The sequence below is a fragment of the Candidatus Gracilibacteria bacterium genome (genome assembly GCA_041660965.1).
In the GTDB taxonomy this organism is placed as follows: Bacteria; Patescibacteriota; Gracilibacteria; order BD1-5; family JAGOOR01; genus JAGOOR01.
In genome coordinates this window covers 187,365-199,536 of sequence record JBAZVH010000001.1, presented here as the reverse complement: position 1 = coordinate 199,536, position 12,172 = coordinate 187,365, and the positions used below count along the sequence as shown (strand labels likewise).

Genomic DNA, 12,172 nt, shown 5'->3' with positions numbered 1-12,172 from the left:
ATTCATCAATTTTTAAATTTCATCCCGCTCAAACAGTATGTCCCCTAAAAACCCGTTTCTGTTTTTCGATTTTCATTTTTAAAACTATGTCCTGAAATGATACTTGAGCTGATACCGTGAGTCAAATACAGTCGGCAAAAGATGCTGGCTATGTTGTACCACCTGAACTTGCAAAGATTGGGGATGGTATTGCGGATATTCTTTCCAGATCACCATGTAATACTTTAGGAAGCATATTAGGATGGTCTTATATAGTCACATTAGCGGAAGGTGGTTTTTCAGATCCAGAAATTGAGGAGCTGTCACGATTTATGGTTTTGCTAGCAATTGATAGTGAAGATAATGATAGATGTCTTAAATGAACTTAATTATGCCTCACCTCGAATTTCCCAATCTCTCGCATAAACAGTCCTATCTGGAAATGATAGGGGAGTGGAGAGAGGCGGGAGAGGAGATTATCCCGAGTCGAGTATTTTCGGATGAGCCATTTGAGACATTTATTGAGACCATTTCTCGAGACGTTACTGATAGTCCAACAGGGGTAAATGCGCATCTCTTTTTTCTCATAGAGAATGGGATGCTTCTTGGTGCGATTCAAATTCGTCATCATATCAATCATCCAAATCTTATCGAAACGGGAGGACATATCGGATATGGGATTCGTCCGAGTGAAAGAGGGAAGTGATATGGTCAGCAGATGCTTCGTCTCGCCCTCGTGGAAGCGAAAAAACTCGGACTTGAAAAAGTACTTATTGCCTGCTATGATGATAATCTCTGATCTCGATGAGTTATCGAAAAAAATGGTGGTGTTTTTGAACACTTTGTCATGCAGAACGGACGGAAGAAACGACGATATTGGATTACACTCTAGTTGAGATATTATCCGAGAGTTGCGATAAGTGTCTCCATTCTCTCGACGAATTTTTCAAAATCTTTTATCTCGATATATTCCTCGGTCGTATGCATATTATGAACAGTTGCTCCGACAGAAACCCACTGCGTTTGTGGGTATTTTTGCGCGAGCATCCCTACCTCTACGGCTGCATGGGTGGTGACAGCAGGGAGTGGTTCATCATCTGCATCACGGAATACTTCCTGAATATTTACGACAAATGGAGAGGTGGCATCACTGAGCCATACAGGCGTATCCTGACTCATCGTCCATTCGGTTTCGGGAAGCGCAGTTACCAACTCTGATTTCATTGGCTCTATTCCGTCTATGAGATTGCTCCGTAGGAAATAGGAGGTGGTGATTTTTCCTTGTTTCATCGTGAGGAGTCCGAGATTCCAAGATGAGAGGGGAGTATTGTGACTTCACCATACCTGCACGCCGGTTCCTGCTTCTATACTATCTGAGAGTAGTGGGAGGACTTCCGTACGTCAGTACAGCGTTACTGGTTTAGTAGAGTCATTGGCCAAGATAGTAATAGATTCATTTTTGTACTTTGTTCGGAGGAGTTTCTGGATATGTCCGAGTTGATTGCGGAAGAGATTTGGATGACCAGAATAGCTGACAATGCTTTTTGCATTTCTCGGAATGGCATTATCCGCGTCGCCACCGGTTATTTCTCAGATGTATCTTATTCCTGAGAGATCTTCGATTATTTTTAGTATTTCTATGAGAGCATTCCCTCGATAATACCTGATATCCATCCCAGAATGTCCTCACCGCATCCCGCTGAGGACGACTTCAAATAGGTTCCCCTGATCTTCTTTTGTATCACTTCATCACTGTGGGATTTCTCTGGTTCCATGCATGAGAAGTGTCGATCCACAACCAATCCCGATACTGTCTGAGTCACACCAGTCGAGATTGAGCGCGAGCGGTGATCAAATCGGCAGCGTGATATCGTGCGCTCCGACGAGTCCTACTTCTTCACCTATGGTAAACACGAGCTCGAGTGTTGGACGGTCTTCGGTGTCTGCGAGTGCCATCATGGTGGCGATAGCGATGCCATTATCCGCTCCGAGTGTTGTCTTTTGCGCCATAAGCTTCCCATCTTTTTCGATGATCGTCACGCCTTGTGTCATAAAGTTATGGTGTCACACGGAGACACAGACCATATCCATATGTCATTGGAGACAGAGAGATTCTTCCTTGTTTCCTGGAGCTATCACGAGGAGGTTTCCGATAGTATCTTTTTTATAGTTCCATCATCTCTTCTCTGCCCATGTGATAATCCATGTTCTTACTTTTTCTTCATGGAGGGGCATACGTGGAAGTCGAGAGAGTTCTCGGAAGTAGGCGAGAGTGGTTTGATAGAGGTTCATACGCTGGATTGTATAATGATTTTTTGATTATACAAGCACAATAATAAAATTACTTTTGTTTGCTTTCAGTTTATTTTGTCTATAATTCGTTTACTTTTTTCTTATGTCTTTTATCCTCATTTATCAGTTGCTGTGGGTGGAGGTACTGCTTTTTATAGCAGGAATCGGGTATATCGTTTTCCACACCTTTCATGGTGTCTGGGCAAAATATACGCATGTGCAGGCCTCTGCACTTTTTCGCCGAAAAGAGCGCACGAAGAGTCTTCGTAGACATACGATGGAACAGAAAAAGGTAGAAGTACAAACACGCCGAGCAGATGTATCGCTGAATATCCCAAAGAAAAAACTCAAGGCGAGTGAAAAAAAGGCACTCGAAGCTCTGACAAAAAATATCAAAGCCAAGCTCGCTGTGCAAGAATACGAAGAAGCTCGGGCGGCCATCATAGAAGGGCTCATCATCGATCGTCATAATATGGAGCTCAATATCCTCCTCGCTCAGCTCTATGAAAAAGAAAATGATTTGGAAAAGGCAGAAATTCTTTTCCGTGATCTTCTACTTCATCACGATCCAGAAAAGGCGGGCATTTATGTGTATCTCGGGAACAATCTTATTCGTCAAAACAAGCAAAATCTGGCATATGATATTTTCAAAAAATGACTCGGAAAAGAGCCCCGTAACGCAGAGCTTCTCCATATTCTCGCAGAGCTCGGATATGAGCAGCATGAGTATGAAGAATCACTGCTCTATTCTCGAAAACTCTCAGAAGTACAGCCAAAAAATATTGAAGCATTTGAGATACTCTGACTTTCCTATCTGCAGGTAGGATCTGATCAAAAGGCATATGATGCGTTTTTGTCACTCCGAAAACTGGATCCATATAATCAGGTTGTACTTTCCTGGCTTCCAAAGGTGGAAGAAAGACTCGGCGTACATCCGGATTCAAAAATATTTGAAAACCAGGCAGAAAAAGTGAAAAGTACCAAAATATAATCTTGTTTTTGCACCGAAAGAAATCGTTGTAAAAAACGATGGTTATTTGGAGTTTTTGACTTGACGGTGCCTTCACAAAAAGGATATTCTCGTTCACTCAAATTTTTGCTTTATAAAACTCTTTTTATACATATTCTTTACAATATAATACTTCTTTCTATAATCACAGTATGCAATGAAAACTTCCACCTTCTGCACTAGAATCGGAGCGTAGCTTGCTCGGGTCTCTTCTTATCGATCGTGATAGCGTTATCAAGATATCAGATCTTGTTTCGAGAGGAGATTTTTACGATGATAATCACGGCGTCATCTATGAGGCCATTTTGGAGCTTTACAAAAAAAATAGACCGATTGATCTCGTAACGGTTTCCGAATTTTTATCAGGCCGTGGAGAGCTTGACTTAATCTGAGGAAATCAATATCTCGCTGATCTTACGATCGCTGTTCCGACCAGTTCTCATGTTTTTGAATACGCACAAATCGTCAAATCAAAAGCCATACTTCGTCGTCTGATCAATGCGGGAAATACAATTGCTGCACTCGGATACGATGAGATTATTGACATCAATGTTTCACTCGAAAAAGCAGAACAATCCTTGTTTCAAATCACACAGACATTTATCAAAAATCGACTTACCCATATTCGTGAAGTTCTCGATATGCGCTATGAAGAATATGCTGAGATTCATGAAGATCCCAAGAAGATCGAGAATACCCGTGTGATGACTGGTTTCCGCAATCTCGATCATAAGCTCCAATGACTCCGTGGTGGTGACCTCATCATCCTCGCGGCTCGTCCATCGATGGGAAAAACTGCCATGGCGCTCAATATCGGTCAACAAGTTGCAAAAAAACGTAATGTTGCCATCTTTTCGCTCGAGATGAGTAAAGAACAACTCACTGATCGTATGGTCTGTGCTGCAATGGGTATTGATTCTTGGAAGCTCCAAAAAGGAGAGCTCTCTGATGATGACTTTGCTCGTATTGGTGAGGCACTTTCTCAGCTTTCGACTTCACAGATTTATATCGATGATTCTGCGACTATGACACTTCTTGAGATCAAATCAAAATGTCGTCGACTCAAGATGGAATCAGGTCTTGATATGGTTATTGTAGATTATTTGCAGCTGATTCAGGGAACAAATCCGATGAATCGTGTGCAAGAAATTTCTGATATTTCTCGAGGTCTCAAATCGCTTGCTCGTGAACTCTCTGTGCCGATTATTGCCCTCTCACAGCTCTCTCGTAATGTGGAAAATCGTTCCAGCAAAGAGCCAATTCTATCCGATCTTCGAGACTCAGGATCTATAGAACAAGATGCCGATATCGTCCTCATGATCTATCGGGAAGAATATTATAACAATGCTGAAATGAGTGAAAATGATATGAATAAAGGCAAGACAACGATATTTATTCGTAAAAATCGTAATGGACCGATAGGGAATGTCGACTTTGCTTTTGATGCTAAATTTATGAAATTTAGAGAAATGGATATGAATCGAATTGGTTTTTAATCGATAAGCCCCAGATTTCTCGCTCCAGTGAGATATTGTGTGATATTTACACAAGCATTCTCTCCGAGTTTTTCATCAGCTTTATATGCTGTGTCTATCAGCGCGAGCACTTCGTCCATGGTATCTACCTGAATGGTCATATTGGCTTCTTCTGTAGTTACGAATCATTTTTTTAGAACAGAAGTATTCATAAAATCTTTGAGTCATTTGTATGCTTCTCACCAGAGAATAATAGGAGCATGGCAGATATGTCATACTTGCATAAGTTGCCATGTGTAGAAAAGTTCTAATAGTGTTCCGATGCCCCCAGGCGTTATCACAAAAACATCAGAAAGAAGTACAAAGGTATCAAGTCGTGCCGAAAAAGTTGAAACAGTTTCCGTGACATCGAGATAACGATTTGGTTTTTGCTCAAAAGGAAGTTCGATATTGATACCGATAGCGCTCGAATCATCACATCGCTCACATGCAAGATGATGTCCGAGTGAGGATGCTTCCATAGCCCCTGGTCCACCTCCTGTCACGATATCGTATCCTTTTAATGCTAGATTTTTAGTGAGTTCTGATATAGATATGTAGAGCTCATCTTCTGGTTTAATCCTAGCAGATCAAAAAATAGCTATCCGAAACCTCCCATCTTGCAAAATATGTTCAAGGTTTTTATGGTTGAGAATATCTTCAGGAGAAAGTAACTTTTTCATAGGTATATTTTCTGGAAAATATTTTTTCTTGATCCGACTATTTTTACAGTACTTCTTTTTTCCCGATTCTTTCGAGCTCTTTGTTGAGAAAGAAATTCAATACTGTACGAATGATGACGATGCCGCCAAGAATGGCTATTCTCTCAAGTGTTGGAGTAAAAACCGTTTCCAGTATATCAGCTGCTACGAGAAATTCAAGCCCGAGGAGGAGGTAGGTACCGAGTTTATAGCGGACAGTATCGATATCGAGATGATGGGTATTTTTAAAAAACTCCAATGAGAGATAGATTTTGAGAGACTTTAAAACCCCTACAAGTATGATGAGCACCCCGAGACTTCAGACCATAAGTCCGCACGTTTTGAGAAGTTCAGCTATAAGGATTTCATTAGTCATATCAAGTATTATTGTGTAAGTGTTTTTTCGGCTGATTTGAGCTTTTCTTGTTCTATTCGAGCAGTTTTTCTCGCTTCCAAGAGAGCAGCACGTTTTTTGGCTATCATCTCTGGTGTTTCTGCTTGAGTAGTACCGAGAGCACTACTTTTTAAAGAGTTCGTAGTCTTTGTGTTGGATTCTTGTGATGTGTCCTCTGAAATTGTTTTTTGACCAATATCGATACTTTTCCCCCATCTCGAGAGAATATTTATGTTGAGAATCTCTACAGCTCGGTCAATCGTATTCGTGGCGAGTGACATAATAAAAAGACTACCAAATATTGCGATACACCACGCTCCCACTTTGGCCATTTTCACACAGCCATTTATCAGCGCTTCGAGCCATGTAAGCCCCTGTTTTGAAATTATTTGGAGAGTACAGAGTGTTTTTTCAAAAAATGTTGCACATTTTGGTATCTGAATCGCATCTTCTCGAGATGTATTTTTTCATTCTTTTTTACAGATAAGCCCCCTTGGAGCAGTATCATCTGTTGCCGTAGGGTGCGTTTTATATGTACTGAGAATATCAGACATATCTGGAACTGGTATGGTATTGTGTATTTCAGTCATGCTATAGGGAGTATACTCTACTTTTTTCCACTTTGCAACTCTTTGAAAGAAAAATAAACGATAAAAAACTTGCAAAAAAAAGATACTCTATATTATGTTCACGTCGAAGACAGTAGGCCACCAGAAACAATCGTTATTTTTGCTTTGTGCTTTTTTAATCTTTGCTTTTTGAAATAAGACCTACCGAGGCAAAAACTCTTAGCATTCCACTAATAGAATACGCCTTTTCGGGTGTATTTTTGTTTTTCCTATCCGCCTAGGTGGATCGACAATTTTATTTCCTATCCCTTTTTTGTTATGACTGTGTCAAAGGCAAAAAAGTCTGAAACTCTTGCGGAGCTCAAAGCTGATCTCACTCGTGCTACATCGTTTTCTCTGGTTCAGAGCAATCGTATCACGGTAGCCGAGGTTAGCGTCCTCCGTCGTGGACTCCTTCCAGTAGAGGGCAAAATGATTGTCGCTAAAAAGACGCTCATCCAGCTCGCTATCAAAGAAGTAAAGGGTGTCGATATCCCTGAGGAGATGCTTCCAGGTCAGGTGGCCATTATTATGGCATTTGCTGACCCGATTGCTGTCCTCGGAACTGTCAATACTCACGCGAAGTCATTTGAAGGTGCTGATAAGCTCGTTTTTACGGGTTCATACCTTGAGAATGTTCTCCAAGATGCTCAGACGACACAAAAGCTGGCCTCTCTCCCACCTCGGGATGTATTGCTCGCAAAATTCATGGGTTCTCTCTTGTCACCCGTGAGCTCTCTCGCTCGATTTTTTGACGGCGCGAAGCAAAAACTTCAAGAGGCAAGCAAAACAACTCTTTCAGAGATTGTTGTTGCCAGTGCATAGTGGTAGTAACAGTTATAGGATGGATTTTTTAATATTCCTACCTATGACTATGACTTTTACTATGACTTCGTTTTTTATTTTTTTACTGTTTTAATTTATGACAGATCATGCACAAAAAGTTCTCGACCTCGTCGAGAAACTCACAATCGTCGAACTCGCTGAGCTCGTCGAAGCTATGGAAGAGAAGTTTGGTGTCTCAGCTGCTGCTCCAGTAGCTGCTGCAGGTGGAGCCGCTGCTCCAGCTGAGGATGAAGGTGGTACTGTAAGTGTGGTTCTCAAAGACTGTGGTGCCAATAAAATCGGCGTTATCAAGCTCGTACGAGAAATCACGGGTCTCGGTCTCGGTGAAGCAAAAACTCTCTCTGAAGCTGGGGGGAATATCAAAGAAAATATTGAGAAGAAAGAAGCCGATGAGCTCGTGGCAAAATTTAAGGAAGTTGGTGCCACTGTTGAGGTGAAGTAATCACTGTTGTTCTAATAATTTCTAAAAAATACCTCTCCAGAAATGGAGAGGTATTTTTTAGAAAGGAATCTCATTTTCCTAAAGATCATCGAGTGCATCATCAGAAGCTTCAAGCGTGAGGACGACATTGTCTTGTCATTTTTCTTCTGCCTTTTTGAGGAGGGAATCGAGTATTTGATGAAACCTATCAATATATTTTTGTTTATCTGCTTCAGAAAGTGTTGCGAGATGGGCTTCAAATCTTACCTTAAGTGTTGCTACGAGAGCAGCATATTGTGTTGATTTGAGTGCTTTAATATTTTCTCGAAGAGCTTCACGTTTTGTTTTGATGACGGCTTCGCAAGCAGTTTTTACAGTTGCTTTATCAGCTTCTGCAGCCGCCTTTACGCCTTCCTGACATTTGGCTCTTAATGCCTTGATCTCATCTCGAAATTGTTTCCTTGTATCTTTTACGTCTTCCTGAGTTTCTTTTTTAGTATTCTTGACAGTATCTTTTATTTCTTTTTTAGCATCATTTTTTGCTTTTACTTCATTCTTTTTTTCAGGATTTTTAATTTCTTTTTTATCAGAAGTATTTTTTCTCAGTGCTATCATTTGCGCAAAACACGTTGTTTTGATCGCTTCTTTTTCGGCTTCTGTCGTAGCCACCTTAAAATCTGCTTGGCATTTTTTTATGAGAGCTTCGATGGCATCTTGATTTTCTTTTTGTGCCGCTTCTTTATTTCTCTCTTCCTGTTTTTTTAGGGATTCTTTCCTCTTTTCTTCTTGTTGTTTGAGAGCTTCTTTATTTCTCTCTTCCTGCTTTTTAGTATCTTTTGCCGTCGTGCTCATGCTCTCGTCATGTCCACTCGTGACTTCTATGGAGGAAGTATCTGTACCAGTGACTTCCTGATCATCATCTGCCCATACAGAGACTGCAGAAATCGTCAGAAGAACACATGCAACCATCGAGAATATCTTTTTCATAGAGTGGGGGTTAAAAATAAAAAAGCTCGCACAGTGTAGCATAGAAAAAAACGATTGCAAGAGTACAGAGGATTTCTTCACAAAAAATCCCCCAAGAGGAGGATATTTGAGAGAAGAGATAAATATTATTTTTTTCCTTTTGCTATACGTGCATTGAATCGATCTACTGCACCAGTACGTACGATTCTCTTTTCACCCGTATAAAATGGATGAGAAGCGGAAGAGATCTCGATATAGACGAGAGGGTAGGTCGCCCCATCGACTTCGATAGTTTCTTTTGGGTGGAGTGTAGACTCTGCAATAAGAGTAAATCCTGTAGAGAATTCTTTAAAGCAAACCTTTTGAGAACCTGGATGAATATCTTTTTTCATAAGAATAGAGGTAAATATGGTGTGATTATAAAAAGAAATAGGGAAATGCAAGGTTTTTTCGTCTTTTTTCGAAAAAGTTTGAGAAAAATCGGAAATACCTATAATTCTCTTGCAGAAAAGCACAAATAAAAAAGCAGAAAGCACAAAGAAGGTAGTTAAAAAAATCATTTTTTATTATCTTTTCTTTTTTCTCTCTTATTTTGCTTCGCAAAATGCCCAGATGGTGGAATTGGTAGACACGACGGCCTTAGAAGCCGTTGCCGCAAGGTGTGGAGGTTCGAGTCCTCTTCTGGGCACCATTATAGACTAAAAAAGAGGACGAGAATCGAGTATAAAGAAGTGACTTTTGTCACTTCGACTGCGAGAGAGCCGTTCGCGGCGGAGAGCGAAAGAGTCCTCTTCTGGGCACCAAACTGTTTTGCAAGGCAAAACAAAAATAATAAAGAAAAGATAAAAGAGAAGAAAGAAGGAATTTTACTAATTCGGGAACAACTTAGAAAACCTAGAAAACTCAGTAAACTTTAGTATACTCATTAAACTGAATCAAACCTGTATTACACCACCTTAGACCCAAAAAATGCTCCATCTTTTGTGAGGCCTGCAAGCTTGGAAATATTATCAATATGGCACACTCCTATCGGGAGATGGTGTTCCCGGGCGAGAGCAATGGCTGTTTGATCGATAAAACGGAGATTTTTTGAGAGAACCTCATCATAAGTGACGGTATTATATTTTTCGGCTGTGGTATCTTTTTTTGGATCCGCAGAATAGATACCGTCCACATTCGTACATTTTATCATCATATCACAATTCATTTCAATTGATCGCAATACTCATGCAGTATCCGTTGAGAAATATGGATTGCCTGTTCCTCCTGAGATAATAACCACTTTCTTTTCTGAGAGATTTTGTTCAGCTTTTCTCGAGTAAAATGCTTCACCAACTGTCGAAATATCTCGGGCTGTATAGAGATAGGTCTTTTGCCCGTCCTGAGAGAGGGCATCTTGTATCAAGAGCCCATTGATAACTGTGGAGAGCATTCCGACCGCATGAGCCGTATTCTCTGATACGCCATGTTTATGAAATTCACCCCCACGGCAGATATTTCCTCCTCCGATGACGAGGGCTATCTCGTGAAATTCTGTGAGTTGGTGTATCTCGTGAACGAGCTTTTTGATATGATCATGGTCAAATCATTGACCACCATTGCCGAGAGCTTGACCAGAGAGTTTGAGTAGGAGACGCATAGAGTATATTAAAAAATATTGTGAGTATTATGTTCAATGATAGAAAAAATCAAACAAACTAGTAGAGAATATTTCTGTAGCACGTTTCACATACTATTTTTTCTGGTCTACTCGGTGCATAGGTTGTTATGATAGATTTCTGACATTGAGCGCACTCTCGTTGGTGAAAAGCTCGAGCATTTCGGAGTCCCATCCGTGCCTTATGTCGTTCATCTGGATGGAGAGAGGGTATGTTGACAGCATTTTCTATATAAAATGCGAGCTCTTGTGGTACGATTTTAAACGGTCGACCAGATATCGCACATTTAATAGTTTCTGCTAAGAGTATATCAATATTGTTTTGAGCTTTTTCATATCCCACTTGTTTTTCATCGTATTCTCGTATTGGAAGGGGGCGATATCCTGTACCATCAAGTGTCGTAGTCGCTCCACTGTGCCAATTCCATCCTTTCTCTTCTACTTCTTTTTCGGTAAGCGGAAAGTACTCGTTGGCAAGTGTTTCATTGTATCAGAAAGGAGACAGTTCATGAGGGAAAAATTCTCACCACTCTCCTGTACTCCTCATATGATCGACAATCTTCCCACAGAGTGTTTCATATTCCTGGACAGAGTAAGGGGTGTTGAGGATACAGTGATCCACATAATGCATATTTACACACCCAAAGCAGTCGTGTGATTTTTTTACTTCGAGACAGTACAAAAAATTTGTTCCCTTACCTACCACTCCTGAAAAGAGAATATGTTGCGATTGTCTCCCAATTGATACACCTTCATACATATATTCTGCTATTTCTCAAAAGTCAGAAACATCCATCAGATGATGACTATCAATGATGGACTCGCAGTATCGACAGTGTGTTGAGGAGTTGATATTAAATCCGAGACAATCAGAGACATTGTAGAGCGTATCTCAGATGCTGTTTTCAGCATTTACGTTATTGGTTGCTGGAAAAAAGCTTGCAAGGTAGAGTTGGCTATATCGTTTATCTATTTCTCTTTTAAAAGAAGTGTCTGTTATGTATTTTCAAACAATAGTCTTATATTCTTCTGGACTGACCGGACGATTCAGAACATGATATTTTTTATGATCGAGATTGATACAAGCGAGACAATGAGAGCATCCTTTTAAGAGCCGACTTTTGAAGCAGTATGTCGAATTGGTAACATATTCACACCATCGACAGGCAGCCGCATCATGACATGCGACACACTCATAACAATCTTTTGCCTTTGAACACGAAAGGCAATCAATACATTGTTCAGATTTCTTGATATCAGAACAGTAGTATGCATCAGTGACTTGATTGGCATTGCTGATAAGATAGCAGTTTTTGAGCTCAGATGTATGATTGGTATAGAGGGCATTATTTGTAGCGTTATGGGATGACCCTACGAGATTTTGATACGGGGTGGTCTTTATAAGATGATGTATTTGTTCAAAGAATGGTACGTCAAAATTCACCGGTATGCCAAACTTTTTTGGATCCCAAGAACGATCACTCCATGCCTCAATAGAATAGGTCGTCAGACCTCTGTCTGGCGCTATCCGAGAAATGATATTTTTTCCAGTGATGGCACAGGTATTTTTATAGAGAAATCGTTGATTATAAAAACTCAGTCGTCTCCTACGTCTCTCATCAAAACACAGTGTCGGACTCGGAATAGCATACTTTTTCCCTCCAAATATTGGTGATATGGTATCATAAAACTCTACATCTTTATCTGTCACAAAAAACTCCTCTCAGCTTATGCGGCAGATTTTCTTTTCAATAATTTTTTCTCAAGAAGGAATAATGGACATAA

At 40.4% G+C, this 12,172-nt stretch carries 14 protein-coding genes and 1 tRNA gene; 7 read left to right on the top strand and 8 right to left on the bottom strand.

Features of this window, described 5'->3' with window-relative positions:
* The first annotated feature begins 86 nt into the window (after positions 1-86).
* Positions 87-368, top strand: coding sequence for a hypothetical protein (locus tag WC753_01040; GenBank protein MFA6080049.1), 282 nt, complete (start codon positions 87-89; stop codon positions 366-368).
* A 2-nt stretch (positions 369-370) separates the two neighbouring features.
* A complete protein-coding gene (locus tag WC753_01035) occupies positions 371-871 on the top strand; it encodes a GNAT family N-acetyltransferase (protein ID MFA6080048.1) in 501 nt (166 codons plus the stop codon).
* Positions 872-879: 8 nt separating this feature from the next.
* Here WC753_01035 and WC753_01030 read toward each other — a convergent pair whose 3' ends face one another.
* Positions 880-2,271: a M20/M25/M40 family metallo-hydrolase gene (locus WC753_01030; GenBank protein ID MFA6080047.1), complete on the bottom strand. Its 1,392-nt coding sequence runs from the start codon at positions 2,269-2,271 to the stop codon at positions 880-882.
* Between the two features lie 103 nt (positions 2,272-2,374).
* On the opposite strand from WC753_01030, the gene WC753_01025 reads away from it, so the two are divergent.
* Positions 2,375-3,262, top strand: a complete 888-nt coding sequence (locus tag WC753_01025) for a hypothetical protein (GenBank protein MFA6080046.1) — start codon at positions 2,375-2,377, stop codon at positions 3,260-3,262.
* 170 nt (positions 3,263-3,432) lie between these two features.
* Complete coding sequence (dnaB, locus tag WC753_01020) at positions 3,433-4,776, top strand: replicative DNA helicase (GenBank protein ID MFA6080045.1); 1,344 nt, start codon at positions 3,433-3,435, stop codon at positions 4,774-4,776.
* Here the strand turns inward: dnaB and WC753_01015 are convergent.
* From WC753_01015 to WC753_01005, 3 genes are read right to left on the bottom strand one after another with little or no spacing between them, the layout of a single operon-like run.
* Positions 4,773-5,477, bottom strand: a complete 705-nt coding sequence (locus tag WC753_01015) for an LOG family protein (protein MFA6080044.1) — start codon at positions 5,475-5,477, stop codon at positions 4,773-4,775. The two genes, dnaB and WC753_01015, sit on opposite strands and share 4 nt — an antisense overlap.
* Before the next feature lie 43 nt (positions 5,478-5,520).
* Complete coding sequence (locus WC753_01010) at positions 5,521-5,871, bottom strand: DUF1622 domain-containing protein (GenBank protein MFA6080043.1); 351 nt, start codon at positions 5,869-5,871, stop codon at positions 5,521-5,523.
* A gap of 8 nt (positions 5,872-5,879) precedes the next feature.
* The gene (locus tag WC753_01005) at positions 5,880-6,479 is read right to left on the bottom strand and encodes a hypothetical protein (protein MFA6080042.1); all 600 of its coding nucleotides are present in this window, start codon (positions 6,477-6,479) and stop codon (positions 5,880-5,882) included.
* 297 nt (positions 6,480-6,776) lie between these two features.
* On the opposite strand from WC753_01005, the gene rplJ reads away from it, so the two are divergent.
* Positions 6,777-7,322 carry a 50S ribosomal protein L10 gene (gene rplJ, locus WC753_01000; GenBank protein MFA6080041.1) on the top strand — a complete coding sequence of 182 codons (546 nt, stop codon included), beginning with the start codon at positions 6,777-6,779 and terminating at the stop codon, positions 7,320-7,322.
* A 97-nt stretch (positions 7,323-7,419) separates the two neighbouring features.
* A complete protein-coding gene (rplL, locus tag WC753_00995; GenBank protein MFA6080040.1) occupies positions 7,420-7,785 on the top strand; it encodes a 50S ribosomal protein L7/L12 in 366 nt (121 codons plus the stop codon).
* Between the two features lie 78 nt (positions 7,786-7,863).
* Here the strand turns inward: rplL and WC753_00990 are convergent, their stop codons facing one another.
* Positions 7,864-8,751 (bottom strand): hypothetical protein, encoded by an 888-nt coding sequence (locus tag WC753_00990; GenBank protein ID MFA6080039.1) that lies wholly within the window; start codon positions 8,749-8,751, stop codon positions 7,864-7,866.
* Positions 8,752-8,876: 125 nt separating this feature from the next.
* A complete protein-coding gene (locus tag WC753_00985) occupies positions 8,877-9,122 on the bottom strand; it encodes a type B 50S ribosomal protein L31 (GenBank protein ID MFA6080038.1) in 246 nt (81 codons plus the stop codon).
* A 214-nt stretch (positions 9,123-9,336) separates the two neighbouring features.
* Between WC753_00985 and WC753_00980 the strand changes: the two genes are divergently transcribed.
* Positions 9,337-9,421: transfer RNA gene (locus WC753_00980), tRNA-Leu, on the top strand.
* 255 nt (positions 9,422-9,676) lie between these two features.
* On the opposite strand, the gene pyrH is transcribed toward WC753_00980, so the two are convergent.
* Positions 9,677-10,369 (bottom strand): UMP kinase, encoded by a 693-nt coding sequence (pyrH, locus tag WC753_00975; protein ID MFA6080037.1) that lies wholly within the window; start codon positions 10,367-10,369, stop codon positions 9,677-9,679.
* A gap of 58 nt (positions 10,370-10,427) precedes the next feature.
* The gene (locus WC753_00970; protein ID MFA6080036.1) at positions 10,428-12,170 is read right to left on the bottom strand and encodes a hypothetical protein; all 1,743 of its coding nucleotides are present in this window, start codon (positions 12,168-12,170) and stop codon (positions 10,428-10,430) included.
* Between the last annotated feature and the right edge of the window lie 2 nt (positions 12,171-12,172).